Here is a 26,039-nt window from a genome sequence, read left to right on the forward strand (position 1 = left end):
TGGTCAGACCCTCGCCGTGCCGTTGAGGGCGGTGAGCGGGGTGTCGGCGAGGCCGAGTTCGCCCGCCTTGTCGAGGAGCTGCTGGAGGTGCCCGGCGTTCGTGCCGCCCGACTTCATCAGCCGCATCAGCAGGGCCGAGACGGTGAGGTTCTGCACGTCGGCCGTGGAGACCGAGCCGAGGATGCGGCCGAGGTCGTCGGTGAAGCTCGACGTGCCGTCCAGCCAGGGCCCGGCCAGCGTCCGCGCGGTCTCGGAGTGCTGGACGAACGCGTCGACGCCCTTGCCGAGCGCGATCGAGCCGACCAGCTTGTCGAAGAAGACCGAGTCGCCGCCGACGATGTTGATGTCGGCGTTCTCCAGACCGGTGGCGAGCACCGTGGCCTGCGCCTCGGCGACCTGGCGCTGCGCGTCCAGTCCGGCCAGCCGGACGGCCTTCTCCGCCTCCAGCCGCAGCCGGTACTCCTCGTGCCCGCGGGACGCCTCGTCGAGGGCGGCCATCGCTGCGGCCTTCTCGGTGAGACCGGCGGCCTCCGCCTTGAGCTTCTCGCCGATCGCCTCCGCTTCGGCGAGGGCCTTGGCCCGTACGCCCTCGGCCTCCGCGCGCAGCCGGGCCTGGGCCGCCTCGGCCTCGGCGCGGCCGGTCTTCTCGATGACCTCCGCCTCCTTGTCGCGGACCTGCACGGCGGCCAGTCCCTCGGCGGCGGACTCGGCCTGCACGCCCTCGGCGAGCTTCAGCTTGGCCTGCGCGTCGAGGTCGGCGGTCTTCAGCCGGGCCTCGGCGAGGGTCAGTTCCTCGGCGGCGCGGTGGGTGGCGGCCTGCTCGGCGGCCTCGGCGGCCTTGATGTCCTTGACCAGCTTCTCCTGCGCCTCGGCCTCCGCGGCGATGACCACGGCCTGCCGCTGCCGCTCGGCCTCCTCCACGGCGCGCAGCTTCTTGATGGCCTCCTCCTGCTCGGCGACCGTGCGGTCCACGGCGACCCGCTCGCGGATGACCTCGGCGATCTCCCGCTTCTCCGCCTCGACCTCCTTCTCGGCGGCGATCCGGGTCAGCTGGGTCTCCCTGTCGCGTGCGATGACCTCCAGCAGGCGGTCCTTCTCGATCCGCTCGTTCTCGACGGCGATGACCCGCTCGCGGTTCTTGGCGGCGACGGCGACCTCACGGGACTGGTTCTCCCGCTGCACGCCGAGCTGTTCCTCGGTCCGCAGGAAGGCGGACTGGGCGCGCAGCCGCTCCTCCTCCACCACCCGCGCGGTCTCGGCCTCCTCGCGGGCGCGGGAGGTCTCGATCTCCCGGCGCTGCTTGATCTCGGCGTCCGCCTGGCGCCGCTCCAGCTCCAGGATGGCTTCGCGGGCGTCGACGTTCTGCCGGGTGATCTCCTTCTCCTCGGTGCGCTGGAACTCGTTGGTGCGCACGTGCTCGATCGTCGTCAGCTCGGTGATCTTCCGGATGCCCTGGGCGTCGAGCACGTTGGCCGGGTCCAGCTGGGTGAGCGGCGTCTGCTCCAGGTAGTCGATCGCCGCGTCCTCCAGGTGGTAGCCGTTGAGGTCGACGCCGATCAACTCGATGATCTTGTAGCGGAGTTCCTCACGCTGGGTGTAGAGATCGGTGAAGTCCATCTGCTTGCCGACGGTCTTCAGCGCCTCGGAGAACTTCGCGTGGAACAGCTCCTGCAGCGTCCGCTGGTCGCTCGCCCGCTGGGTGCCGACGGCCTGGGCGACCTTGATGACGTCCTCCACCGTCTTGTTGACCTTGACGAAGAACGAGATGCGGATGTCGGCGCGGATGTTGTCCCGGCAGATCAGCCCCTCCTTGCCGGCCCGGGTGATCTCGATCGTCTTCACCGAGATGTCCATCACCTCGGCCTTGTGCAGCACCGGCAGCACGACCTGCCCGGTGAAGGTCACGTCGACCTTGCGCATCTTGGAGACGATGAGCGCCTTGCCCTGCTCCACCTTGCGGAACAGCCGGGAGACGACCAGCAGTACGACGGCGACGACGAGGAGGGAGGCGGCTGCGAGCACGCCGATGACAGTCATGGCATACGTCCTTGAGGCAGAAGCGGTCGACGAAACAGGCGCGCGTCAGTGGACGGTGCACTGCTTCGCCGCGGGTTCCGGTGCCGGGGCACCTGCCGGTGCCCGGCACCGGGACCCTCAGCAGTGCTCCCCGCGGGTCATGATGGGCGACCGGTGCACGCCCGCGCATTGCCGGTTTCCGGCAGTGTTCACTAGGGTCTGCATGCCGGTGACCCACTGGGGAAACGTCATCGGCGCGTCAAGATCCTGGGGGGCGGCGCGATGGGGCGGGACATTCCCGAGCAGTACCTGGACGGCTACGCCCGCATCCTGGCCGAGGCCTCCGGCACAGGCCGCCGCCTCACCCGGGAGGAGCTCGAGTCCCGGCGCGCCCTGGGCGAGCAGGCGGCGGAGGCGGGGTACGGGCTGCGGTCCCTCGTCAGCGCCCACCTGGCCGCCGCACGCGCCGTCCGCGCGCAGAGCCCCGGCTCGCTCGACGGCACCCTGGCCGCCGTGCAACAGGCCGTGGACGCCTTCGCCGAGGGGTACGAACGCGCCCAGCGCCTCGCCGTGCGCCAGGAGGAGGCCGCGCGCCGGGAGTTCATCGACGACCTGCTCTACGGCCGCAGCGACCTGGGCCGCCTCGCCGAGCGCGCCGAACGCTTCGGGCTGCGCCTGTCCCACGCCCACGCCGTCGCCGTCGCGGAAGGCCCGGTGGCCTACGAGGAGGGCGCGCCGGTCGCCCGGCAGGTGGAGCAGGCGCTCCTGGCCCGCTTCGGCAACCGCAACGTCCTGCTCACCACGAAGGACGGCCGGCTGCTGTGCGTCGCCCCCGGCCACGAGGACGAGGTCCTCCCCTACTTCGCGAAGCAGGCGCACGCCGCCACCGACGGCGGCACGGTCGCCATCGGCCGCCCGCAACCCGGTCCCGGCGGAGTCGTCCAGTCCTACGAGGAAGCGCTGAACACCCTGGAACTGGCGGAGCGGCTGGGCCTGGACGACCCGGTACTGCGCGCCGCCGACCTCCTCGTCTACCCCGTCCTGACCCGCGACCGGCAGGCCATGGCCGACCTCGTCCTCGGCGTCCTCAGCCCGCTCACCGCGGCCCGCGGGGGCGCCCAGCCGCTCCTCGACACGCTCACCGCCTACTTCGACTCGGGCTGCGTCGCCGCCGAGGCCGCGCGCCGCCTCTCCCTCAGCGTGCGGGCCATGACCTACCGCCTGGAGCGCATCCACCAGCTCACCGGCACCAACCCCGCCGACCCCGCACACCGCTACATGCTGCAGACCGCGGTGATCGGCGCCCGGCTGCTCGACTGGCCGGCCAGGGACCTCTGACCGGGACCGGCGTACGGGGGGCAGCCCTACCCGCAAGCAGGTGGTTGGCGGGATCCCGGACCGGACCCCGATCGAAAATACTGGGCCCGGTTCAGCCGCCGCCCACCGATCGGGAGCCTTTTCGTGTACGAACACGCGCATGCAGCAGCCGGGGCACGTTCGGCCGGCCGAGGTGGCCGCAGGCGGGGAAAGCGCGGCCTGCGGACCGTCGCCGTCGGGGCGGTCGCGACGGCCGTGATGACCGCCGGTCTCACCCTGCCCGCGTCGGCCGGGAGCACCGGGGACGGGTCGGCGGCGCGGGGCGGGCACGCGGCCACCCGGGCGGCCCTGGACTCGGTGGTCCGGGACGGATCGCCCGGTGGTATCGCGCTCGCCGAGCTGGGGCACACCACCTGGTCGGGACGCGCGGGCACCTCGGACCTGGCGACCGGCCGCACACCGCGGGCCGACGACCGCTTCCGGGTCGGCTCGATCACCAAGACGTTCGTGGCCACGGTGATGCTCCAACTGGAGGCCGAGGGAAAGCTGAGCCTGGACGACACGGTGGACCACTGGCTGCCGGGTCTGGTGACGGGAAACGGCAACGACGGCAGCGGGATCAGGCTGCGGCAGCTCCTCAACCACACCAGCGGCATCTACAGCTACACCGACGACGAGGACTTCAAACGGAGGGAGTTCGGCACCGACTTCCTCCGGCACCGCTACGACACCTGGACGCCCCGCCGGATCGTCCGGCTCGCCATGACCCACCGGCCCGTCTTCGCCCCCGGCGACGACTGGAGCTACTCCGACACCAACTACGTCATCGCCTCCATGGTGATCCAGCGGGCCACCGGCCACTCCTACGCCCACGAGATCGAGCAGCGGATCCTCCGGCCCCTGCGCCTGGACTCCACCAGCCTGCCGGGCACCCGCACCCGCGTCCCCGGGCCCAGCGGCCGCGCCTACTCGAAGCTGACCGGGGAGCTCGCCGGACCGGGAGGCCCGGACAGCGCGACCTACGACGTCACCGAGTTCAACCCCTCCTTCGCGGGCGCCGCGGGAGAGGTGATCTCCGACAGCCGCGACCTCAACCGGTTCTACCGGTCCCTGCTCTCCGGCCGGCTCCTGGAGGAGCCCCAGCTGAAGGAGATGATGACGACCGTGCCGATCAAGGGCATGCCGACCTTCGCCTACGGCCTGGGGCTGATGAAGATGACGTTGGCGTGCGGCACCGAGGTGTGGGGGCACAACGGCGGCATCCAGGGCTCCATCTCGCAGACCATGGCGACGGCGGACGGCCGTCACGTGCTGTCGGTGAACTTCAACGGCGACTGGAACGTCCACGAACAGCGGGTCGTCGACGCCGAGTTCTGCGGCGCCTGAGCGACGGGGACGCCCCCCTTCGAGTCGGGCGCGTCCGTATCGAGGACGCCCTCGCGCGTCAGGGGAAGGCATCGCGGCGTCCTGTGCCCGCTCCACGGGCGAGGGGCGCGCGGTGATGCCGTCCACGACCGCGGCGCCGGTCCGGATCACGGGCCGGGACCGCTTGCCGGCGTTGACGCCCTCGGCGTCCTCGAGCGCTCGGCGGAAAGCGCGCCGGACGTGCGGAGTGCAGGGCCTGGTCGGCAGGGGGAGACTGGAATCGGTGGCACGGTCGAGGACGTGGATCTCGCATCCCGGGCGCCGGCTGGGTGACGGCGGACGAGGAGCGCCTGGCCGAGGCGTTCGCCGTGGTGGACGAACCGGCGCCCTCGGCCTTCCACTTCACCGCGCCGGTCCCGTTCCCGGCACTCCAGTCGCTGTTCGACCACCTCATCCCGAAGGGGCTGCAGTGGTACTGGCGGGGTGACCTGTTCGACGCGGTACCGGACGGCGCGATCGACGTGCACGCGAAGTACCTGGAGGCCCTCCCGACCGACCTGTCGACGATGCACCTGTACCCCGTCGACGCGGCGGGATCCCGCGCGGGTGCGGACGACACGGCGTGGACGTACCGGGACGCCGTCTGGTCCGGCGTGATCGGCGGCATCAGCCCGGAGCCGGCCGAGGCGGACCTGGTCCGGAGCTGGTGCGTGGACTACTGGAGCGAGCTGCACCCGTACTCGATGGGCGGCGCGTACGTGAACTTCATCGGCGCGGACGAGGGCCAGGACCGGGTCCGCGCCACCTACCGAGGGCACTACGACCGCCTGGCCCGGGTGAAGCGCACCTACGACCCGGACAACTTCTTCCGCCACAACCAGAACATCGCTCCGGCAGCCGCCTGACGGAGGCTCCTGGCCGCTCGGCCGCGCTCGACGGCCGAGCGGCCGGGCCGTCCTGGCGCCGAGACGTGCGGCCGCGCCGGGAACAGGGGCTCCGGCCCGGGCTGTTGCACCGACCGGGGGGCCGGTGCCGCACGGGCGGAGCCCGGAGACCGCACGGTCGTCCGACCCGACGGGACCCGTGCCCCGGGCCCCGGACCCCGGGATCGCGGTGCGCCCGCCGTGGCGCGGACCGAGACGTACTTCTGCAGGAGGACTGCTTGATGACCGACCGTCCCTTGACGCTCATGGCGGTGCACGCCCACCCCGACGACGAGGCCACCGGAACCGGAGGGGTCCTCGCGCGGTACGCCGCGGAGGGCATCCGCACCGTCCTCGTGACGTGTACCGACGGCGGTTGCGGTGACGGACCGGGGGGTGTCAAACCCGGCGACCCCGGGCACGACCCGGCGGCCGTCGCACGGATGCGCCGTCAGGAACTGGAGGCGAGCTGCGAGGTCCTGAAGATCAGCGATCTGGAGATGCTGGACTACGCCGACTCCGGGATGGCGGGCTGGCCGAGCAACGACGCCCCGGGATCCTTCTGGCGGACCCCCGTGGAGGAGGGCGCGGCCCGGCTCGCGGAGCTCATGCGGCACTACCGGCCCGATGTGGTCGTCACCTACGACGAGAACGGCTTCTACGGCCACCCCGACCACATCCAGGCCCACCGCATCACGATGGCGGCGCTGCGGATGACCACGCTGACGCCGAAGGTGTACTGGACCACGGTGCCCCGCTCGGCGATGCAGCGGTTCGGCGAGCTCATGCGCGAGTTCCAGCCGGACATGCCGGAGCCGGACCCCGCCGAGGCCGCCGCGATGGCCGAGATCGGCCTCCCCGACGACGAGATCACCACGTGGGTGGACACCACCGCGTTCAGCGGCCAGAAGTTCGACGCGCTGGCCGCGCACGCCAGTCAGGGCGAGAACATCTTCTTCCTCAGGATGGGCAAGGAGAGGTTCGGCGAGCTGATGGGCATGGAGACCTTCGTGCGCGTCCGGGACGCCACCGGCGCGGCCGTACCCGAGAACGACCTCTTCGCCGGACTGCGCTGATCCGCTCACCCGGCGCGTCACCCTCCCGCTCCGGGGAGGGTGGCGCGGTTCGGCCGGGACTGCTTCTCGTCGCCCTCCGTCACCGGGATCCGGGCGCTCACCGCTCCCCCCTGCGCGGGGGACACGGAGACGGCTTGCATGACCATGCGACGTGATGCATACTTTTTCCATGTCCAAAGTCCTCACCTCCCTGCCCACCGGTGAGCGCGTCGGTATCGCCTTCTCCGGCGGCCTCGACACCTCCGTCGCGGTCGCGTGGATGCGCGACAAGGGCGCCGTGCCGTGCACCTACACCGCCGACATCGGCCAGTACGACGAGCCCGACATCGCCTCGGTGCCCGGCCGTGCGAAGACCTACGGTGCCGAGATCGCGCGCCTGGTCGACTGCCGTGCGGCACTGGTCGAGGAGGGGCTGGCCGCGCTGACCTGCGGCGCGTTCCACATCCGCTCGGGCGGACGGGCGTACTTCAACACCACGCCGCTCGGCCGCGCCGTCACCGGCACGCTGCTGGTGCGCGCCATGCTCGAGGACGACGTCCAGATCTGGGGCGACGGCTCGACGTTCAAGGGCAACGACATCGAGCGGTTCTACCGCTACGGCCTGCTCGCCAACCCGCACCTGCGGATCTACAAGCCCTGGCTGGACGCGGACTTCGTGACCGAACTGGGCGGCCGCAAGGAGATGTCGGAGTGGCTGGTCGCGCACGGCCTGCCCTACCGCGACAGCGCGGAGAAGGCGTACTCCACCGACGCCAACATCTGGGGCGCCACGCACGAGGCCAAGACCCTGGAGCACCTCGACACCGGCGTGGAGACCGTGGAGCCCATCATGGGCGTGCGGTTCTGGGACCCGTCGGTCGAGATCGCCGCCGAGGACGTGACCATCGGCTTCGACCAGGGCCGCCCGGTGACGATCAACGGCAAGGAGTTCGCCTCCCCCGTCGACCTGGTGATGGAGGCCAACGCCATCGGCGGCCGCCACGGCCTCGGCATGTCCGACCAGATCGAGAACCGGATCATCGAGGCCAAGAGCCGCGGCATCTACGAGGCGCCGGGCATGGCCCTGCTGCACGCCGCGTACGAGCGGCTGGTCAACGCGATCCACAACGAGGACACCCTCGCCCAGTACCACGTCGAGGGCCGACGGCTCGGCCGGCTGATGTACGAGGGCCGCTGGCTGGACCCGCAGGCGCTGATGATCCGCGAGTCGCTGCAGCGCTGGGTCGGCTCGGCCGTCACCGGCGAGGTCACGCTGCGGCTGCGGCGCGGTGAGGACTACTCGATCCTCGACACCACGGGCCCGGCGTTCAGCTACCACCCGGACAAGCTGTCGATGGAGCGCACCGAGGACTCCGCGTTCGGCCCGGTGGACCGGATCGGCCAGCTCACCATGCGCAACCTCGACATCGCCGACTCGCGCGCCAAGCTGGAGCAGTACGCCGGCCTCGGCCTCATCGGCACCGGCAGCCCCGCCATCGGTGCCGCGCAGGCCGCCGCGACCGGACTGATCGGCGCCATGCCCGAGGGCGGCGCCGAGGCCATCGCCTCCCGCGGCGAGGTCTCCGGCGAGGACGAGATGCTGGACCGCGCCGCGATGGAGTCCGGCACGGACTGATCCGGACCGACCTGGTTCGACCGATCCGCGGCCGAGGGGGCCGGTGCGACGCCGAGGCGTCGCACCGGCCCCCTCGTCATTGTCCGCCACCTTGCCCCACCTATCGAATTTCGATAACTTTCCATCGTTGCTCGATCGAAGGAGGGGTGATGGGACAGCTGACCGTGCTCGCGCTGCGCGCCGTGATCGGAGTACTGCTCGCCGGTTCGGTGTTCGTCCAGGCCGTGATGGTGCCGCTGCTGGCCGAGGACCTCCGGGGCGCGGACCCGGACCTGGTGGCCGCGCGGACCCCCGTGCTCGTGATCGTCGTCCTGGGTGTCGTCACCGCCCAGGTCGTCATGGTCTGCGTGTGGCGGCTGGTGACGATGGTGCGACGCGGGACGGTGTTCTCCCCCGGCGCCTTCCGCTACGTGCACATCGTGATCGGTGCCTTCGTGGCGGCCGCGCTCCTGGTGTTCGCGCTCGGGACCGTCCTGGCACCGGGCGAGGCCGTCGCCCCGGGCGTCGTCCTGCTGCTGGGCGGGATCGCCGTCGCGGTCCTGGGTGTCGCGCTGATCGTGCTCGTCCTGCGGATGCTCCTCGCCCAGGCCGTCGCCCGCGACGTCGAGGCGTCGCGGATGCGGGCCGAGCTGGCCGAGGTGATCTGATGCCGATCGTGGTCGACATCGACGTGATGCTGGCCAGGCGCAAGATGTCGGTGGGCGAGCTCGCGGAGCGCGTCGGCATCACCCCCGCCAACCTGGCGGTCCTCAAGAACGGCCGCGCCAAGGCCGTACGCTTCGCGACGCTCGCCGCGCTCTGCGAGGCGCTCGACTGCCAGCCCGGGGACCTGCTCCGCTGGGAGGCCGGGGACGCCACGAGCGGCGCGGACGCCGCGGGCACCGGGGCCGCCGCGGGCACCGGGGCCGCCGCGGGCACTGGGGCCGCCGGGGCCGCCGGGGGCGGGTGACGCCGCACGCGGGCGGGGCGGTTCCGGGTGGTCGGCGGCAGCCGTCCGGGCGCACTCTGGGAGAAGATCCTCCTTGTCCACAGGCACCCGTCCGGGAAGGACCCGACCCGTGATCATCTTCGGCACCAAGGGATACCTCTACCAGCTCGCGATACTGACGCTGGTCTGCCACTCCTGCGGCACCCCCTCCGCGCACACGCTCAGGAAGCGCGTCGTCAAGTTCACCCTGTTCTTCGTGCCGCTCTTCCCCTTCTCCACCAAGTACGCGCTCCAGTGCACCTTCTGCGGCGCCGAGCAGCAGGTGACCAAGGAGCAGGCCGAGCAGCTCCAGGCCCAGGCCGCGGCCGGCCAGGGCGGACCGGCGTACGGACAGCCGCAGCAGCAGCCGTACCGGTCCTAGGGCCACTTTCGCAACAGGCCCTAGGCTCCCGCCCGTCGCCACGTCTCGGTGAGACGCACCGTCACCCGGGAGGTGACGTCCGGTCACCGCCGGGACCGGCAGTCCTCACGCGTCCTCGACGCCGCCCCCGCGCCCTGGAACCGGCCGGACCGCTCGGGGAGTCTCCTGCGGTGTGGTGAGCGTTCCGAACCAGGTTCCGCCGGGCGGCGCGCCCGGCGACGCGTCCGCGCACATGGTGGTGTGCGGCGACGACGGGCTGGCGCACCGGCTGGCGGCCGAACTGCGCGGGGTCTACGGCGAACAGGTCACGCTGGTCGTCCCGCCCTCCGGGCGCCGGGTGCGCCAGCCGGTGGTGGGCCGGGCCCGCGCGGCCTCGGCGGCGCTGCTGGACCGCTTCAACGCGGCCGTCAACCGGACGGGCAACGGCGACGCGGGAGGCTCCGGGCGGGAACTGGAGGCCGCCGAGGCGACCGAGGACGTGCTCGCCGAGGCCGGCGTGGACCGGGCCGCCGCACTCGCCCTCGTCTACGACGACGACGAGACCAACATCCGCGCCGCCCTGACCGCCCGCCGGCTCAACCCGCGGCTGCGACTGGTGCTGCGCCTGTACAACCGGCGGCTCGGCCAGCACATCGAGGCGCTCCTCGACCAGAGCGCCGCGCTCGCGGCCGGTGGCGGGCGCCCCACCGGGCCGGACGGCGCCGAGGCCTCCACGACCGTGCTCTCCGACGCCGACACGGCGGCGCCCGCCCTCGCGGCGACCGCGCTCGTCGGCACCAGCAAGGTCGTCCAGACGGACGGGCTGCTGCTGCGCGCGGTGGAACGGCAACCGCCCCGTCCCGGCGAGGTCGCCGACCCCGGGCTGTGCACGCTGGCCCTGCTGTCCGCGACGAGCAACGACCCCGCCGGTACGGACGGTTCGGAGGGCAGCGGCGAGCAGGGGCCGCAGCTGCTGCCCGACGCCGCGGCGGTCCGGGCGGCCACCGGCCGCGGCACCGTCGTCCTGGAGCAGGTGTCGTACTCGGGCCCGTCCCTGCCCGCCGGGCGGGCCGGGGTGCCGCCGTTCGCCTCGCTGTTCTCGCGGCGGCTGCGGTGGTCCCTGGCCGGCCTGGCGGCCTGCGTGGTCGCGCTCGCCGTGGCGCTCATGGTGGTCACCGGCGACCATCCCCTGCACGCGACGTACGTGACGCTGCTCGACCTGTTCGCCATCAACGAGCCCGCGCACAACGAGGACTCCGGGCGCCAGGTGCTGCAACTGCTGTCCGGCTTCGTCGGACTGCTGCTGCTGCCGGTGCTGCTGGCGGCCGTCCTGGAGGCCCTGGGGACCTTCCGCACCGCCTCCTCGCTGCGCAAGCCGCCGCGCGGGCTCGGTGGGCACGTCGTCCTGCTCGGTCTCGGCAAGATCGGCACGCGGGTGCTGACCCGGCTGCGGGAGATGGACATCCCCGTGGTGTGCGTCGAGGGCGATCCCGAGGCACGCGGCATGGCGACCGCACGGCGGCTGCGGGTGCCGGTGGTGCTCGGGGACGTCACGCAGGAGGGCGTCCTGGAGGCGGCCAAGATCCACCGCGCGCACTCCCTGCTCGCGCTGACCAGCGTGGACACCACGAACCTGGAGGCGGTGCTGTACGGCCGGTCCGTGCGGCCCGACCTGCGCGTGGTGCTGCGCCTGTACGACGACGACTTCGCGACCGCCGTGTACCGCACCCTGCGCTCCGCGCATCCTCGTGCCCTCACCCGGAGCCGCAGCGTGACGCACCTGTCCGCGCCCGCGTTCGCGGGGGCGATGACGGGCCGCCAGATCCTGGGGGCGATCCCCGTCGAGCGGCAGGTGCTGCTGTTCGCGGCGGTGCGGGTGGCGGGGCATCCGCAGCTGGAGGGGAAGACGGTCGGGGAGGCGTTCCGGGCGGGGGCGTGGCGGGTGCTGGCGCGGGAGGTCTCCGACGGGGTGGGTGCGGGTGCCGGCGGCGGCGCCGGTGCCGGTGCGGAAGGGGCTCGGGGGGCGCGGTTGGTGTGGGAGCTGCCCGACACGTACGTCCTGCGGGGCGAGGACCGGGTGGTGCTGGCGGCGACGCGGCGGGGGCTGGCCGAGCTGCTGGGGCGGCGGGCGCGGCAGGGGGCGGGGTCATAGGGGCGCCGCCCCTCTGCGACCCCGCCAGGGGACCGGCCCCCTGGACCCCCGGCCCATGCCCACCCACCACCCGACTCGGTCGGCCGAGAAGCGGACCCGCAGGCCGCGACCCGGGCAGCCGGGGAACCGACCCACAGGCCGACCCGAGCAGCCGGAAAACCGGCCCACCGCCCGGCCCGGGTCGCCGGGACGCCGGGGACTACCCCTGCGGCAGGTGCCTCGCTGCGAAGTCCAGTTCCAGGCGGACCTGCTTGATGCGTTCGTCGACCACCAGGGAGCCGTGGCCCGCGTCGTAGCGGTAGACCTCGTGGACCGCGCCCCTCGCCTCCAGGCGCTCGACGTAGTTCTCGATCTGGCGGATCGGGCAGCGCGGGTCGTTGACCCCCGCCGAGATGTGCACCGGGGCCTTGACCCGGTCGACGTAGGTCAGGGGCGAGGAGGCCTCGAAGCGGTCGGGGACCTCCTCGGGGGTGCCGCCGAGCAGCGTGCGGTCGAGGGCCTTCAGCGCCTCCATCTCGTCGTGGTACGCGGTGACGTAGTCGGCGACCGGGACGGCGGCGATGCCGAGGGCCCACGCCTCGGGCTGGGTGCCGAGGCCGAGGAGGGTGAGGTAGCCGCCCCAGGAGCCGCCGGTGAGGACCAGGCGGGCCGGGTCGGCGAGCCCGGAGGCGACCGCCCACTCGCGCACCGCCGCGATGTCCTCCAGCTCGATGAGGCCGACCCGGTGCTTGAGGGCGTCGGTCCAGGCCCGCCCGTACCCGGTGGAGCCGCGGTAGTTGACGCGGACCACCGCGTACCCGTGGTCGACCCAGGCGGCCGGGCCCGCGGCGAAGGAGTCGCTGTCGTGCCAGGTCGGTCCGCCGTGGATGTCGAAGACGGTCGGCAGCGGCCCGCTCGCGCCCGCCGGCTTCTGGACCAGGGCGTGGATGCGGCCTCCCGGGCCCTCCACCCACACGTCCTCCACCGGGACCGAGCGGGGCGACTTCATGCCGGGCGGGTCGAGGACGACCCGCCCGCCGGTGGAACGGACGGCCGACGGCTCGGCGGCCGAGGACCACAGGTACTCCACGGTGCCGTCGGGGCGGGCCGTCGCCCCGGAGACCGTGCCCGCGGGCGTCCCGATCTCCACCAGCTCGCGCGCGGCGAAGTCGTAGCGGAACAGTTCGCTGCGGGCCTCGAAGCCGTGCACGATCAGCAGGCCGCTGCCGTCCGGGTACCACTCGGCGCTCACGTCGCCGGGCAGCTCCAGGGCGAGGTCCGTCTGCTCGCCCGTCGCCACGTCCCACACCAGGGGCTCCCAGCGGCCCCGGCGCTGGTGCCCGATGAGCAGCCGGGTGTCGCCGTCGACGGGGGCGAAGCCCAGCACCTCCAGGCCCAGCTCCTTCTCGCCGCCCTCGGTGTCGTCGAGCTCGGCGACCGTCGTGCCGTCGGGGCGCAGGACGCGCAGCGCCGAGTGCATCGCGTCGCCGTGCTCGGTGTGCTCGATCGCGATCAGCGTGCCGTCGTGGGAGAGGTCGCCGACGCCCGCCGACTCGCGGTGGCGGTAGATCTCCACCGGGGCGGCGCCCGCGCGCGCCAGGTGGATCGTCGTGCCGTCCTCGTCGGTCGAGCGGCCGATCACCGCCGTCCGCCCGTCCCGGCCGAGGGCGAGGCCCGCCGGGTAGGAGGGGTCGAGGCCCGGCACCGCGAGCTCGTCCTCGCCGCCCGCGAAGGGCTGGCGGCGCCAGACGCCGAACTCGTCGCCGTCCTTGTCGTCGAACCACCAGATCCACGCGCCGTCCGGGGAGAGCACACCGTCCGTCGTGCCGTTGGGCCGGTCCGTGACCTGCCGCTGCTCACCGGTCGAGCGGTCCCAGGCGTACAGCTCGTACGTCCCCGTCGCGTTCGACACGAACAGGGAGCGGTCCGGCGCGTCCTCGGCCCAGTCGGGCAGCGAGACGCGCGGCGCCCGGAACCGCTTCTCCCAGTCCGGCATCTCCTCGTCCGCTCCCCGCACGCCGTCCCGTACGCCCCGCGTGTCCTGCTGATCCGGTGACACGGACCCGTTGCTCTCAGTCATGGCCCCATACTGCCCCGCCGCGCCGACGACGCGCGGACCGGATCCCCAGCCTGTGGAAAACTTCGTCCGTCCACAGCCCCGCGGACCGGTCACCGGCGCGCGCCCCGTACCGTGGAGGGCGTGTACCGGTTTCTGCTGACCCCCCGCTGGTGGGGAATCAACGTCTTCGTCGTGCTCGCCATCCCCTTCTGCGTCTTCATGGGGTCGTGGCAGCTGGGCCGGTTCCAGGACCGGGTGCAGGACCACAACAGCGCCACCACCCAGGCGGAGTCGGCCCGGCACGAGCCGGCCCGCCCGCTGGCCGAGCTGCTGCCCGTCGACAAGGCCACGGTCGGCAAGCAGACCACCGCGAGCGGCCGGTACGGCGAGCAGCTGCTCGTGCCGGACCGGACGCTCGACGACCGGCAGGGCTACTACGTCCTCACGCTGCTGCGCACCGACACCGGCCGGGCGCTGCCCGTCGTGCGGGGCTGGCTGCCCGGCGACCCCGACCCGGCGAAGGCCCCGGCCCCGCCCACCGGCGAGGTCACCGTCACCGGTGCGCTCCAGGCGCCCGAGACGCCCGGCGACAACGGCGTCAGCTCCCGCTCCGGGTGGCCTGAGGGCCAGACCGGCGCCATCGGCGCGGCGACGCTGGTGAACCTCGTGCCGTACGACGTGTACGACGCGTGGGTCACGCTCAACCGGGGCGACTCCGGGATGCGGGCCGTGCCGGTGAGCGCGCCGCAGAACTCCGGCCTGGACCTGAAGGCCTTCCAGAACCTCGGCTACACCGCCGAGTGGTTCGCCTTCGTGGGCTTCGTCGTCTTCATGTGGTTCCGGCTGCTGCGCCGGGAGACGGAGCTCGCCCGGGACGCGGAACTGGGCCTGGCCCCGGACGGGGACGAGGCCGCCGCCGGCACCGGGCAGGAGGCCCGCCCCAGCCCGACCGGCGTCTGAGCCCCGCCCGACCGCCCGACATCTGAGCCCCGCCCGACCGGCGTCCGAGCCCGGACGGGCCCGGCGCCGCCCGGGCGCCGGTCACGTCCCGACCAGCACGCCCGTCCAGTACACGGTCCCCGCGCACGCGTCGGGCACCGTGACCGCGGCCGGACCCGAGCCCCCCTCGGGGGCGTACGTCACCGTCACGCTCCCGTCGGCCGGGCCCTCCTCGGTGACCAGCTGCGTGGTGGTGCCGGTGTCACCGCCCGTGGAGGTGCCGGGGGAGGCGACCGGTTCCCCGGTGGGTGACGGATCGGGCGTGGGCTCGCCGGTGCCGCCCCCCGTGGTGCCGCCGCCGGTGGTCGGGCAGGTCTCCGAGGGCACCCACGCGAACCGCACCTCGTAGGAGGCACCGGACGCCAGCGTCGGCGCGGCGGACTCCAGCGACGGGTCGGGCAGCGCGGTCGCCGCGTCGCCCGCCGCGTGCCGTGCCGTGCCGATCCTGGCCGGGTCCGCCGCGCCCTGCGGGGTGACGGTCACGCTGCCGGGAGCGGTGACGGTACAACCGTCCGAGGAGACGTTGGTGACGCGGAAGGAGCCGTAGACGGCGCCCGCGGAGTCGGGTTCGGCGCTGCTCGCGACGGCCGGACCGAGCTGCCGCGCCGTGCACGGCGGGAGGCCGGCGGCGCTGCTGGCGGAGGGCCCGGCGCCGGTGGCCGATCCCGTGGCGGAGCCGGTCTCCTCCTGGTCCTTCGGCTTCCGCGTCGGACCGGACTTCTCCTCGCCCTCGGTCCGCCCGGAGGAGCCGGCGACACCGCTCTGGCCGCCGGCCGGGTCCTTGCCCTGGCTGGTGCCGCCCTGCGCCTGCGAGGCGTTGCCGGCCACGGACGGGTCGACGCCGGGGCCGGCGGCGTTGGTCACGTGGACGAGGGCGGGGACCGCCGTGCCGATGAACAGGACGGCGGCGGCCACGCCGACGACCGCCTGGCGCTTGCGGGCCCGCCGGGCCGGTACCGCCCGACGGAGGTGCTCCAGGGCGCCGTCGCTCGGCTCCACGTCCCGTACGGCGCCGTGCAGCATCCCGCGCAGCACCAGTTCGTCGGGGGTGAGCCCGGTGGGCCCCTGGGTGTCGGGGCCCTTGTCGGCGGGGCCGTCGTTCACTGTTCCGTTTCCCGTGTGCGTCTGCTTCGGTTCCTGCCCGGTCGGCTCGGCCGGCCCGTGACCCCCGGGGGCGTCACGCCGTGCCTCGTTGCCGTCGCTCATGCCGGTGCCTCCATGGCCACCCTGAGCGCCGCGATGCCGCGTGAACCGTACGCCTTCACCGAGCCCAGCGATATGCCGAGCGTCTCGGCGACCTGCGCCTCGGTCATGTCGGCGAAGTAGCGCAGGACCAGGACCTCGCGCTGGCGGCGCTGCAGTCCCTTCATCGCCTTGATCAGGGAGTCGCGCTCCAGCTGGTCGTAGGCGCCCTCCTCCGCGCTCGCCATGTCCGGCATGGGCTTGGAGAGCAGCTTGAGGCCGAGGATGCGGCGGCGCAGTGCCGAGCGCGAGAGGTTGACGACGGTCTGCCGCAGGTAGGCCAGCGTCTTCTGGGGGTCGCGCACGCGTTTGCGTGCCGAGTGGACGCGGATGAAGGCCTCCTGGACGACGTCCTCGCAGGAGGCGGTGTCGTCGAGGAGGAGGGCGGCGAGACCGAGCAGCGACCGGTAGTGGGCGCGGTAGGTCTCGGTGAGGTGGTCGACGGTGGTGCCCGTCGCCACGACGTCCTCGGCGCCGTCACGCTGGTTCGAGATGCGGGCCGGCCGCGCTGCGGGCATCGGCGCGATCACCGGCATGCCACCGGCCGCGCCGGCCGCACGGGGACGGGCCGGACGGACGGGAGCCCGCACGGCGGGACCGCGCGCTGCGGTGAATTCGAGTACCTCTGCCACGCCAGTTGGACACGCCCGTCCCGACGAGGGTTGTACGTGCCGGGCGTCACGTTCCCGCGTCTGCCGGGCAGGCACTCGACTGACGGTGCGTCATAGGCCCTCATCGTCCCGCTCTTCCCCTATGTCCCATGCGAACGGGCGTCTCCACGCCCGCTCTCGGCGCCCCCGCGCCGGCCCACGCGCCCCGCGCCCCGCGTGGATGACCGCAAAGACGCCCCCGCCCTTCGCGCGGTTGCGGAGGGCGGGGAACAAATCCTCTGATGCCGCGGGTACCGGGGACAAGTGCCCCGGGTCCACTTCCCGATCACATCTCGCCCACGGATCATACAAACGAAGCCCGCGGCGACCGGGTCTCCCGACCCGCCCCGGTCAGCCGAGCTCGGCCGCCACCAGCTCCGCGATCTGCGCGGTGTTCAACGCGGCGCCCTTGCGCAGGTTGTCGCCGCACACGAAGAGTTCGAGCGCCGTCGGGTCGTCCAGGGCCCGCCGCACCCGGCCGACCCAGGTCGGGTCGGTGCCGACCACGTCGGCGGGGGTGGGGAACTCACCGGCGGCCGGATCGTCGAAGAGGACGACGCCGGGCGCGGTGGCCAGGATCTCCCGCGCCCTGTCGACGGTGACCTCGTCCTCGAAGCGGGCGTGCACGGTCAGGGAGTGCGTGGTGACCACGGGGACCCGCACGCACGTCACCGCCACGGGCAGCCGCGGCAGTCCGAGGATCTTGCGGGACTCGTCCCGCACCTTCATCTCCTCCGACGACCAGCCGTCCTCGCGCAGCGATCCGGCCCACGGCACGACGTTCAGCGCGACCGGCTCCGGGAAGGGCCCGGTGTCGTCGCCGACGGCCCGCCGCAGGTCACCGGGGTGGGTCCCCAGCTCGGTGCCGGCCACCAGCGACAGCTGCCGGCGCAGCGTGTCCACACCGTCCCGCCCGGCCCCGCTCACCGCCTGGTACGAGGAGACGACCAGCTCGCGCAGCCCGAACTCGGCGTGCAGCGCGCCCAGCGCCACGATCATGGACAGCGTCGTGCAGTTCGGGTTGGCGACGATGCCGCGCGGCCGCATCCGCACCGCGTGCGGGTTGACCTCGGGCACGACGAGCGGCACGTCCGGGTCCATCCGGAACGCGCCCGAGTTGTCGACCACCACCACGCCCTTGGCGGCGGCGACGGGCGCCCACTGCGCGGAGACCTCGTCGGGCACGTCGAACATGGCGACGTCGACCCCGTCGAAGACCTCCTCGGCGAGCGCCACCACCTCGACCTCCTCACCGCGCACGGTCAGCTTGCGGCCGGCCGAGCGGGGCGAGGCGATCAGACGGATGTCACCCCAGATGTCCGCGTGCTGGGACAGGATCTGGAGCATCACCGAACCGACGGCGCCGGTCGCGCCGACGACGGCCAGGGTCGGCCGTCCGGTGCGCCCGGCGCCCGGGAAATCGGACATCAGCGCCCGGTGCCCCCGTAGACGACGGCCTCGTCGCTGTCGGAGTCCAGCCCGAAGGCGGTGTGCACGGCGCGCACGGCCTCGTTCACGTCGTCCTTGCGGGTGACGACCGAGATGCGGATCTCGGAGGTCGAGATCAGCTCGATGTTCACGCCCGCGTCGGACAGCGCGGTGAAGAAGTCGGCGGTGACTCCGGGGTTGGTCTTCATCCCGGCGCCCACCAGCGAGATCTTCCCGATCTGGTCGTCGTAGCGCAGCGAGTCGAAGCCGATGCCGGAGCGGCTCTTCTCCAGCGCGTCGATGGCCTTGCGGCCCTCGGACTTCGGCAGGGTGAAGGAGATGTCCGTCAGGCCCGTGGAGGCGGCGGACACGTTCTGCACGACCATGTCGATGTTGACCTGGGCGTCGGCGATCGTCCGGAAGATCGCGGCGGCCTCGCCCGGCTTGTCCGGCACGCCGACGACCGTGATCTTGGCCTCCGAGGTGTCGTGCGCGACTCCGGAGATGAGGGCCTGCTCCACCTGCTTTTCCCCTTGCTTGATCGGCTCGCTGCTGACCCACGTGCCCTGCAGTCCGCTGAAGCTGGACCGCACGTGGATCGGGATGTCGTACCGGCGGGCGTACTCCACGCAGCGGTGGAGGAGCACCTTGGAACCGGAGGCCGCGAGCTCCAGCATGTCCTCGAAGGAGATCCAGTCGATCTTCTTCGCCTTCTTCACCACGCGCGGGTCGGCGGTGAACACGCCGTCGACGTCGGTGTAGATCTCGCAGACGTCCGCGTCCAGCGCGGCGGCGAGGGCGACGGCCGTGGTGTCGGAACCGCCGCGGCCCAGCGTGGTGATGTCCTTGCTGTCCTGGCTGACGCCCTGGAAACCGGCCACGATGGCGATGTTGCCTTCGTCCACCGAGGTGCGGATGCGGCCCGGCGTCACGTCGATGATCCGGGCTTTGTTGTGGACCGAGTCGGTGATGACACCTGCCTGGCTTCCGGTGAACGACTGCGCCTCGTGGCCCAGGTTCTTGATCGCCATGGCCAGCAGGGCCATGGAGATACGCTCTCCGGCGGTCAGCAGCATGTCGAGCTCGCGCCCGGCAGGCATCGGGGAGACCTGCTCGGCGAGATCGATCAGCTCGTCCGTCGTGTCGCCCATCGCGGAAACGACGGCGACCACCTGGTTGCCGTTCTGCTTCGCTTCCACGATCCGCTTGGCGACGCGCTTGATGCCCTCGGCATCGGCTACGGAGGAGCCTCCGTACTTCTGCACGACAAGGCCCACGTGCGCTCCTCGCTCAATCCGTCATTTTCCGCACGTACGTACCTGTACTGCGGTCGGCTCATTCTATCGAGCGTCCGAAATTCCCCCCTGCGGTACCGCATGGTGAGATCTCAGGGCCCGTCCAGGCAGGCTCATGCCCAACGGGAGACGGGCCACTCGGGAAAGTGCTCCGAGTCACACGTTCACAAACGGGGGCGACTCAGCCCGTCGGCTCTTCGCCTCGAGGGGCTCGGTCCCGGGGGTCATGGCGTCGCCTCCTCGGCACCATGGTGCCCCGACCGGCGTCTCCCGCACGCTCACAACGCCCTCCCGGCCCTCGGGCGCAGGCCGCCCGCCTCGCGGACCTCCGCCGCGCGACGGGCGACGTCCACGACCTCGTACACGGCGTCGGGGACGGCCAGGAACGTGTCCGGCACGTACCCGGCGTCCAGCTCTCCGGCCGCCTCGGCGGCCTCGGCCGCCTCGAACTCGGCGAGGCAGTCGGGGCACATGCCGCCCACGATCCTCGTCGTCCGCTCGTCCGCGTCGCAGGACATGCAGCAGATGACCGCGCGGGTCACGCGGGCCCGGCGCGGGGCGGCCTTCTGGCGGATCTTCGCCTTCTTCGGGGGCATCTTGTTCTCCAGTCGGTTGCGGGCGAATCCGCCCGGGTTGTCCACGGTCGCGGGCAGGCCCTCGGTCACCGCACGGGTGATGTCCCGGGGCGTCGCGCCGCGCGCCAGCCACTCCTCCGCCAGGGAGGCGAGGGACCGGCAGTCGGATGCGGACAGGGACATGCGCGGGTCCGCGTCGCGGATCCCGGCGAGGGCGAGGTACGAGGCGGAGGCCTCCAGGCCGGACTCGGCCCGCGGATCGCCCTGCGGACCGGCCTGAGGGTCGGCCTCCGGCTCGGGCAGCTCCGGCTCGGGCAGCTCCGGCTCGGGCAGCTCCGGCTCGTCGGTGCGGGCCAGGCCGGGGCGGAGGTCACCGGACACGATCCGGCCGTTGCGCTTCCGCGCGAACTCCTCCCACCAGGCCTCCGACCTGCACGTACGCGACCAGTACGTCCGCGTGACCCACCGCTTGGTGTTGTCCTCGACGGTGATGTGCTCCCTGATCCAGCGCAGGTGGCCGGCTTGGGCGAGGCGGTTGAGCGACGTCCGCATCGCCTGCTGGCCGTAACGGGGGTGCTGCGCCGCGAGCACCTTGTGGCCCATCGCGTGGCCGTCGTCGAGGTGGTCGACGAAGACGGCGATCTCGGCCTCGCGTGGGGGCAGGTGTGCGAAGTCCGGGTCCGCGTGCGGGTCTTCGTCACCTACGGGGCGCTTCCCGTACCCCGGATTGGCCATGGGGTGGGACGGGGAGGGCAGGGCGGGACTAGTGTTGGCGCAAGCCACCATCGACTCTTCCTCGATGTGTCGGTCAGGCCCCGGAATTGGTGTTGGCTGCACCGCCGGGGCCGACATATGTGCTGGTCGTGTGCCGCGAACCTAGGACGGCGTGACACAGCGACGCAAGCCGATCACGGAACGTCACCCTTACGAGTTACGCCTGCTCAACTCACGTGCAGACCTGGTTGGTTGGGTATGTCAACCAAACCGGAAAACCAAGGGAAGAGCTCGGATCCCGGGGCTCGAGCTCCGGGCCGAACTGCGGCGACGAAGGCCGATCAGATGGTGGCGGAGACGCGGAGTTCGGGGCCCTTACTTGAGCTGGCGCAGGCCCAGGGGGCCCGCGATCTCCTCGACCATGACGCGGCCCGCCTCGCGCTCCAGGGCGTCGTCGCCGGGGTCCTGGTCGGTGTCGAGGCCGTCCAGTTCCTCCAGGGGCTGGTTCAGGCGGACGTGGGCGACGACCGACTGCAGGGCGCGCAGGGTCGCCGAGGCCGTGGAACCCCAGTTGGAGAAGTAGGAGAACTGCCACCACCACAGCGCCTCCGTGGTGCGGCCCGCCTTGTAGTGGGCCATGCCGTGGCGGAGGTCGGTGATGACGTCGGTGAGGTCGTCCGAGAGACGGGCCGGGACCGAGGCCCTGCGCGGCTCGTAGGGGTCGAAGACCTCGGAGTAGACGTCGATCGGCTCCAGGAGGCGGGCGAGGTTCTCGCGGAGTTCGTCCACGTCCAGCTCGGGACCCGGGTCGGGCTCGTAGCGCTCGTCGGGGACGATGTCCTCGTGGGCGCCCAGGCGGCCGCCGGCCAGCATCAGCTGGGAGACCTCCAGGAGGAGGAAGGGGACGGCCGAGTCGGGCTCGTCGCCCTTCGCCACCTCGGTGACGGCCACCAGGAAGCTCTCGATCTGGTCGGCGATCTGGACCGCGAAGTCGTCCGGGTTCTGGTGCGTCGCGTGCAGCGTGGCGTCAGACATCTAGGAGTCGTCTCCCCTCGAAGGCGCGGCCGAGGGTCACCTCGTCCGCGTATTCCAGGTCGCCGCCCACCGGGAGGCCGCTGGCCAGGCGGGTGACCTTGAGGCCCATGGGCTTGATCATGCGGGCGAGGTACGTGGCCGTGGCCTCGCCCTCCAGATTCGGGTCCGTGGCCAGGATCAGTTCCGTGACCGTGCCGTCGGCCAGGCGGGCCAGCAGCTCACGGATGCGGAGATCGTCGGGGCCGACCCCGTCGATCGGGCTGATCGCGCCGCCGAGCACGTGGTAGCGCCCGCGGAACTCGCGGGTGCGTTCGATGGCGACGACGTCCTTCGGTTCCTCCACCACGCAGATGACGGAAGGATCGCGGCGGGCGTCGCGGCAGATGGTGCACTGCTCCTCCTGCGCGACGTTGCCGCAGGTCGCGCAGAAGCGGACCTTGGCCTTCACCTCCATGAGGGCCTGCGCGAGACGCCGCACGTCGGTCGGTTCCGCCTGGAGGATGTGGAAGGCGATCCGCTGCGCGCTCTTGGGACCGACGCCGGGCAGTCGCCCGAGTTCGTCGATGAGGTCCTGGACCACGCCTTCGTACAACGGACTGCCGTCCTTCCTGAGGTTCCTGCACTACGTACGGTAGAGGGCTGCGGCCCGTCTTAGAAAGGCAGACCGGGGATGCCGCTGCCGCCCAGGCCCTGGGCGAGCGGGCCCAGCTTCTGCTGCTGGAGGCTCTGCGCGTTCTCGTTGGCCGCCTGGACGGCGGCGACGATCAGGTCGGCGAGGGTCTCGGTGTCCTCCGGGTCCACCGCCTTCGGGTCGATCCGGAGGCCGCGCAGCTCGCCGGAGCCCGTGACGGTGGCCTTCACCAGGCCGCCGCCCGCCTGCCCGTCGACCTCCGTCCGCGCCAGTTCCTCCTGCGCCTTCGCGAGGTCCTGCTGCATCTTCTGGGCCTGCTGGAGCAGCTGCTGCATGTTGGGCTGGCCACCACCGGGGATCACGTTCAGCTCCTTGTCGCCACTGTCACCGCGCCGTCGCGGCGGGTTTTTCCCGTTCGGCACGAGCCTACGTGGTCCGGGCGGCCCCCGCCCCAGCACTCTTTCGAGTGATGCGGTGGTGCGCCCTATACCTGATCAAGGCCCACTTCCGGGCGGAAAAGAGGCCGAAATCGGTTCTCCGCCACCCATTGGGCGGTAGGAAGGGTCCGGCGCGTCGGCCTCGGGTGTCCTACGAGCGCCGCGAGGTCTTGACGGACGGTGATCAGTAGGGAGTGCCGGGTGGGTCAGCCGGAGATGCAGCCCGAGGGGCTGCCGCAGGACGGGCCGCGCGGCGAGGGGGCGGCCGGACGCGCTCCGGGCGATCTGACCGGGCGGGCGCTTCCGCTCGGCGACTGGGCGCTGCCCGCCGAGCGGCTGGACGAGCTGTACCGGTGGGTGGAGCGGGGCGCGCTGGAGACGGCGGCCTGGTACCTCGCGGACCGGGTGGGGAAGCGGCGGGGGGCGCGGCTGCTGCGGGCCGGGGCCGCGACGGGCGTGCTCGCCGGGGCGGTGCTGCCGCTGCTGGACATGACGGGCGTCGCGGGCGGGGTCGCGCCCTGGGGGTACCTCGCGTTGCTGCTCGGGGTGGCGTGCGTGGCGGCGGACCGGTACTTCGGGGTGACCTCCGGGTGGATGCGGGACGTGGCGACGGCGCAGGCGGTGCAGCGGCGGCTGCAGGTGCTGCAGTTCGACTGGGCCTCGGAGAGTGTCCGGGAGGTGCTGGGGCCCGCGGACGGCACGGCGAGCGAGGCGGCCGAGCGGTGCCTGGGGGTGCTGCGGCGGTTCTCGGAGGACGTGACGGAGCTGGTGCGGGTGGAGACGGCGGACTGGATGGTGGGGTTCCGGTCCGGGGCGGCGCCGCTCGGTCTGCAGTCGGCGGGGATCGGCGGGGGGCGGCCCGAGGCGGGGGCGGGAGCGGTGGGGCGGTTCTCGGTGCCGGCGAACGGGACCCGGCCGAACATGCCCCGGCAGCGGCCGCCGGAGCCGCGGTGAGCGACGGGCGGTGAGGGGGCCGCGCGGGCCGGCGCCGAGGCCGGAGCGCGGGTGGGGTGCGCGGTCCGGCGTCGGCGGGGTACCTACCGGCGGGTGTAGGTCAGGGTCTCCCCCGTTGCCGTGTTGGTGCGGGTGAGGGAGCCGTCGGGGAGCAGGGTGACCTCGGTGGGCTCGCCCGGGGTGCAGGTGGCGGCGGGGCCCGTCGTCACCGTGGAGGGGCCGAAGCGCAGGGGGCCGCCGGCGCCCGGGGCGGTGGACAGGTCGGCCTCGAAGACGCAGTGGTAGGTGCCGTTGCCGGCGGGGCCCTCGGCGACCAGGGACAGGACCGTGTCGCCGACCTCGCCCTGCCGGATGGTGAGCTGTCGGGTGTGCACGCCGGAGGCGTTGTCGATGGTCGTGGCCCACGTGCCCAGGTACGCGGACGGGATCGTGCCGTCCGGTGACGGCGGGTCGTCCGGGGTGCTCGTTCCGGGCGCCGGTGCCGGGCCGGCCGTGTCGGTGCCCGGGGTCCGGGGCGCGCCGGTGGTCGGGGTGGCCGTCGGGTCGCCGTCGGCCCGGTCGCCCTTGCCGCCGCTCATCAGTGCGTAGACCGAGCCGCCAGCGCCGAGCGCGACGACCAGCGCGACGACGATCAGCAGCGCCGTGGAACGTCCTCGGCGGGCCGGCTCCTGCGGCGGCCCGTAGGGGGGCGGCGGAGGGCCGTACGGCGGGGTGGAGCCGGGCGCCGGCCCGTAGGGCGGGGTCGAGCCGAGTCCGCCGTACGGGTGGTACGGCGGCGTCCCCTGCCCTCCGGGCGGCCGGCCCCAGGCGTCCGGTGCCGGGGCGTAGCCGTGCGCGGGGGGCAGGGAGGGCTGCTGCGGAGGCTGCTGCGGGTGCTGGCGGGGGTACGGGCGGGGGCGCCGGGGTGTTCTGGGCGCCCGCGATCTGGGTGGGGAGGTGGTTGAGCGGAGCGCCGCTGCCCGGCCGGCGCGGGGGCGGCGGGCCCGCGGCGGCGGGCGGTTCCGCGACAACGGGCGGTTCCGGGGCCGTGCCCGGAGCGTCCGGGGCGTCGGGGGCCGGCGTGCTCGTGGGGCCCGGGAGGCCGGGGCCGGGCGTGATCGCGGACCCCGCGGTGCCCGGCGGTCCCGGTGCCGGCGCGGCCGGCGCCCCCGCGTCCTGCGGGTTCTCCGTGTCCAGCAGCCGTACCGCGTGCCGGCCGAGCTGGGCCACCAGCGCGCCGGGGAGCCAGGGGTCCCTGGAGCGACCCTCGGCGACGGTGTCCTGCGCGCCCGTGCGCTCCAGCACCTCGGCGAGGGAGGGGCGGGCCGCCGGGTCCTTCTGCAGGCAGTCGCGGACCAGGTCGGCGACGCCCTCGGGCACGTCCTCCAGGTCGGGTTCCTCCTGCGCGATGCGGAACATCAGCGCGTGCACCCCGCTGTTGGCGGTGCCGAAGGGCAGGTCGCCGGTGGCGGCGTAGGCGAGGACCGAGCCGAGGCAGAAGACGTCGCAGGCGGGCGTGATCCGGTCGCCGCGCACCTGCTCGGGCGCCATGAAGCCGGGCGAGCCGACCAGCGCGCCGGTGCGGGTGAGCCCGCCGTCGGTCACCGTCTCCAGGGCCCGCGCGATGCCGAAGTCGATGACGCGGGGGCCGTCGATGGTGACGAGGACGTTGGACGGCTTGAGGTCGCGGTGCACGATGCCGGCGGCGTGGATGTCCTGGAGGGCGTGCGCGAGCCCGGCCGCCAGGGTCCGTACCGAGCGTTCCGGAAGGGCCCCGTGGTCCTGCCCGACGACCTGCTGGAGGCTGGGCCCGGCGACGTACCCGGTGGCGACCCACGGCACGGCGGCCTCGGTGTCGGCGTCCAGTACGGGCGCCGTCCAGTACCCGCCGACCCGGCGCGCGGACTCGACCTCCTGGCGGAACCGCTGGCGGAACTCCTCCTGCGCGGCCAGTTCCTCGCGCACCAGCTTCACCGCGACGGTGCGTCCCCGGTCCGACCGGGCGAGGTAGACCTGTCCCATGCCGCCCGCGCCGAGGCGCCCCAGGAGCCGGTAGGCGCCGATCTGCCGCGGGTCCCCGTCCCCGAGCTTGTGCATGGTGCGCCGCCTTCCCCCACGTGAGCAACATTCCGAGGATAGTGCGGTGCGCACGTCCGGTGACCCTGCGTCGCCTACGGTTCCGTAACAGAGGCGGGTCCTCGACAGAGGCGGGTCCTCGCGTTCGCCCGGCGCCCCGGACCGGCGCCCGACGGCCTCGGCCACCGCGTGGA

Annotated in this window: 20 protein-coding genes and 2 pseudogenes; 11 read left to right on the top strand and 11 right to left on the bottom strand. The window is 73.1% G+C overall.

The window, feature by feature from the left end; genetic code table 11:
• Nucleotides 1-3: 3 nt before the first annotated feature.
• Entirely contained in the window at nt 4-2,037 is a 2,034-nt protein-coding gene (locus JHAT_RS01645) for an SPFH domain-containing protein (protein WP_077796193.1), read from the bottom strand.
• A 261-nt stretch (nt 2,038-2,298) separates the two neighbouring features.
• Here JHAT_RS01645 and JHAT_RS01650 point away from each other — a divergent pair, with 261 nt between their 5' ends.
• From JHAT_RS01650 to JHAT_RS01690, 9 genes and pseudogenes are all read left to right on the top strand, one after another.
• Nucleotides 2,299-3,354, top strand: a complete 1,056-nt coding sequence (locus tag JHAT_RS01650; RefSeq protein WP_077796194.1) for a CdaR family transcriptional regulator — start codon at nt 2,299-2,301, stop codon at nt 3,352-3,354.
• A 237-nt stretch (nt 3,355-3,591) separates the two neighbouring features.
• On the top strand, nt 3,592-4,719 hold the full coding sequence (locus JHAT_RS01655; RefSeq protein WP_077796195.1) for a serine hydrolase: 1,128 nt from the start codon (nt 3,592-3,594) through the stop codon (nt 4,717-4,719).
• Nucleotides 4,720-5,027: 308 nt separating this feature from the next.
• Nucleotides 5,028-5,603, top strand: a pseudogene (locus JHAT_RS01660) (BBE domain-containing protein); the annotation flags it as partial.
• Between the two features lie 260 nt (nt 5,604-5,863).
• Nucleotides 5,864-6,697 carry a PIG-L family deacetylase gene (locus JHAT_RS01665; protein ID WP_077796196.1) on the top strand — a complete coding sequence of 278 codons (834 nt, stop codon included), beginning with the start codon at nt 5,864-5,866 and terminating at the stop codon, nt 6,695-6,697.
• A 169-nt stretch (nt 6,698-6,866) separates the two neighbouring features.
• Entirely contained in the window at nt 6,867-8,312 is a 1,446-nt protein-coding gene (gene argG / locus JHAT_RS01670; RefSeq protein ID WP_077796197.1) for an argininosuccinate synthase, read from the top strand.
• A gap of 149 nt (nt 8,313-8,461) precedes the next feature.
• The gene (locus tag JHAT_RS01675; RefSeq protein ID WP_077796198.1) at nt 8,462-8,959 is read left to right on the top strand and encodes a DUF2975 domain-containing protein; all 498 of its coding nucleotides are present in this window, start codon (nt 8,462-8,464) and stop codon (nt 8,957-8,959) included.
• Complete coding sequence (locus JHAT_RS01680) at nt 8,959-9,261, top strand: helix-turn-helix transcriptional regulator (RefSeq protein ID WP_077796199.1); 303 nt, start codon at nt 8,959-8,961, stop codon at nt 9,259-9,261. Before JHAT_RS01675 ends, JHAT_RS01680 begins: the two co-directional genes overlap by 1 nt.
• A 109-nt stretch (nt 9,262-9,370) precedes the next feature.
• Entirely contained in the window at nt 9,371-9,661 is a 291-nt protein-coding gene (locus JHAT_RS01685; RefSeq protein ID WP_077796200.1) for a zinc-ribbon domain-containing protein, read from the top strand.
• 232 nt (nt 9,662-9,893) lie between these two features.
• On the top strand, nt 9,894-11,792 hold the full coding sequence (locus JHAT_RS01690) for an NAD-binding protein (protein WP_077796343.1): 1,899 nt from the start codon (nt 9,894-9,896) through the stop codon (nt 11,790-11,792).
• A gap of 199 nt (nt 11,793-11,991) precedes the next feature.
• On the opposite strand, the gene JHAT_RS01695 is transcribed toward JHAT_RS01690, so the two are convergent.
• Nucleotides 11,992-13,851 (bottom strand): prolyl oligopeptidase family serine peptidase, encoded by a 1,860-nt coding sequence (locus JHAT_RS01695; RefSeq protein ID WP_077796202.1) that lies wholly within the window; start codon nt 13,849-13,851, stop codon nt 11,992-11,994.
• A gap of 120 nt (nt 13,852-13,971) precedes the next feature.
• Here JHAT_RS01695 and JHAT_RS01700 point away from each other — a divergent pair, with 120 nt between their 5' ends.
• Nucleotides 13,972-14,790 (top strand): SURF1 family protein, encoded by an 819-nt coding sequence (locus tag JHAT_RS01700; RefSeq protein WP_290439795.1) that lies wholly within the window; start codon nt 13,972-13,974, stop codon nt 14,788-14,790.
• An 81-nt stretch (nt 14,791-14,871) separates the two neighbouring features.
• Here JHAT_RS01700 and JHAT_RS01705 read toward each other — a convergent pair whose 3' ends face one another.
• From JHAT_RS01705 to JHAT_RS01740, 8 genes are all read right to left on the bottom strand, one after another.
• Nucleotides 14,872-16,035: a hypothetical protein gene (locus tag JHAT_RS01705; RefSeq protein ID WP_307718340.1), complete on the bottom strand. Its 1,164-nt coding sequence runs from the start codon at nt 16,033-16,035 to the stop codon at nt 14,872-14,874.
• Nucleotides 16,032-16,607 (bottom strand): SigE family RNA polymerase sigma factor, encoded by a 576-nt coding sequence (locus tag JHAT_RS01710; protein WP_077796344.1) that lies wholly within the window; start codon nt 16,605-16,607, stop codon nt 16,032-16,034. The genes JHAT_RS01705 and JHAT_RS01710 overlap by 4 nt, the downstream gene beginning before the upstream one ends.
• 465 nt (nt 16,608-17,072) lie before the next feature.
• Nucleotides 17,073-18,149: an aspartate-semialdehyde dehydrogenase gene (locus tag JHAT_RS01715; RefSeq protein WP_077796206.1), complete on the bottom strand. Its 1,077-nt coding sequence runs from the start codon at nt 18,147-18,149 to the stop codon at nt 17,073-17,075.
• Nucleotides 18,149-19,426: an aspartate kinase gene (locus JHAT_RS01720; protein WP_077796207.1), complete on the bottom strand. Its 1,278-nt coding sequence runs from the start codon at nt 19,424-19,426 to the stop codon at nt 18,149-18,151. Before JHAT_RS01720 ends, JHAT_RS01715 begins: the two co-directional genes overlap by 1 nt.
• 296 nt (nt 19,427-19,722) lie before the next feature.
• Entirely contained in the window at nt 19,723-20,754 is a 1,032-nt protein-coding gene (locus JHAT_RS34505) for a hypothetical protein (protein ID WP_077796208.1), read from the bottom strand.
• A gap of 354 nt (nt 20,755-21,108) precedes the next feature.
• The gene (locus tag JHAT_RS01730; protein WP_077796209.1) at nt 21,109-21,768 is read right to left on the bottom strand and encodes a DUF5063 domain-containing protein; all 660 of its coding nucleotides are present in this window, start codon (nt 21,766-21,768) and stop codon (nt 21,109-21,111) included.
• Nucleotides 21,761-22,360: a recombination mediator RecR gene (recR, locus tag JHAT_RS01735; protein WP_030183812.1), complete on the bottom strand. Its 600-nt coding sequence runs from the start codon at nt 22,358-22,360 to the stop codon at nt 21,761-21,763. The genes JHAT_RS01730 and recR overlap by 8 nt, the downstream gene beginning before the upstream one ends.
• Nucleotides 22,361-22,419: 59 nt before the next feature.
• On the bottom strand, nt 22,420-22,761 hold the full coding sequence (locus tag JHAT_RS01740) for a YbaB/EbfC family nucleoid-associated protein (RefSeq protein WP_077796210.1): 342 nt from the start codon (nt 22,759-22,761) through the stop codon (nt 22,420-22,422).
• 276 nt (nt 22,762-23,037) lie between these two features.
• On the opposite strand from JHAT_RS01740, the gene JHAT_RS01745 reads away from it, so the two are divergent.
• Nucleotides 23,038-23,790 carry an SLATT domain-containing protein gene (locus tag JHAT_RS01745; RefSeq protein ID WP_077796211.1) on the top strand — a complete coding sequence of 251 codons (753 nt, stop codon included), beginning with the start codon at nt 23,038-23,040 and terminating at the stop codon, nt 23,788-23,790.
• Nucleotides 23,791-23,873: 83 nt separating this feature from the next.
• Here the strand turns inward: JHAT_RS01745 and JHAT_RS01750 are convergent.
• Nucleotides 23,874-25,866: pseudogene (locus JHAT_RS01750) on the bottom strand (serine/threonine-protein kinase).
• Nucleotides 25,867-26,039 lie beyond the last annotated feature (173 nt).

It is taken from the genome of Streptomyces sp. JHA26 (genome assembly GCF_002005565.1).
Taxonomy (GTDB): domain Bacteria; phylum Actinomycetota; class Actinomycetes; order Streptomycetales; family Streptomycetaceae; genus Streptomyces.

Excerpts from the sequence above, each read along its gene's own strand:
- JHAT_RS01645 (WP_077796193.1), bottom strand. The coding sequence starts at position 2,037 with ATGACTGTCATCGGCGTGCTCGCAGCCGCCTCCCTCCTCGTCGTCGCC.
- JHAT_RS01650 (WP_077796194.1), top strand. The coding sequence starts at position 2,299 with ATGGGGCGGGACATTCCCGAGCAGTACCTGGACGGCTACGCCCGCATC.
- JHAT_RS01655 (WP_077796195.1), top strand. The coding sequence starts at position 3,592 with ATGACCGCCGGTCTCACCCTGCCCGCGTCGGCCGGGAGCACCGGGGAC.
- JHAT_RS01665 (WP_077796196.1), top strand. The coding sequence starts at position 5,864 with ATGACCGACCGTCCCTTGACGCTCATGGCGGTGCACGCCCACCCCGAC.
- argG (WP_077796197.1), top strand. The coding sequence starts at position 6,867 with ATGTCCAAAGTCCTCACCTCCCTGCCCACCGGTGAGCGCGTCGGTATC.
- JHAT_RS01675 (WP_077796198.1), top strand. The coding sequence starts at position 8,462 with ATGGGACAGCTGACCGTGCTCGCGCTGCGCGCCGTGATCGGAGTACTG.
- JHAT_RS01680 (WP_077796199.1), top strand. The coding sequence starts at position 8,959 with ATGCCGATCGTGGTCGACATCGACGTGATGCTGGCCAGGCGCAAGATG.
- JHAT_RS01690 (WP_077796343.1), top strand. The coding sequence starts at position 9,894 with ATGGTGGTGTGCGGCGACGACGGGCTGGCGCACCGGCTGGCGGCCGAA.
- JHAT_RS01695 (WP_077796202.1), bottom strand. The coding sequence starts at position 13,851 with ATGACTGAGAGCAACGGGTCCGTGTCACCGGATCAGCAGGACACGCGG.
- JHAT_RS01705 (WP_307718340.1), bottom strand. The coding sequence starts at position 16,035 with ATGAGCGACGGCAACGAGGCACGGCGTGACGCCCCCGGGGGTCACGGG.
- JHAT_RS01710 (WP_077796344.1), bottom strand. The coding sequence starts at position 16,607 with ATGCCGGTGATCGCGCCGATGCCCGCAGCGCGGCCGGCCCGCATCTCG.
- JHAT_RS01715 (WP_077796206.1), bottom strand. The coding sequence starts at position 18,149 with ATGTCCGATTTCCCGGGCGCCGGGCGCACCGGACGGCCGACCCTGGCC.
- JHAT_RS34505 (WP_077796208.1), bottom strand. The coding sequence starts at position 20,754 with ATGGCCAATCCGGGGTACGGGAAGCGCCCCGTAGGTGACGAAGACCCG.
- JHAT_RS01730 (WP_077796209.1), bottom strand. The coding sequence starts at position 21,768 with ATGTCTGACGCCACGCTGCACGCGACGCACCAGAACCCGGACGACTTC.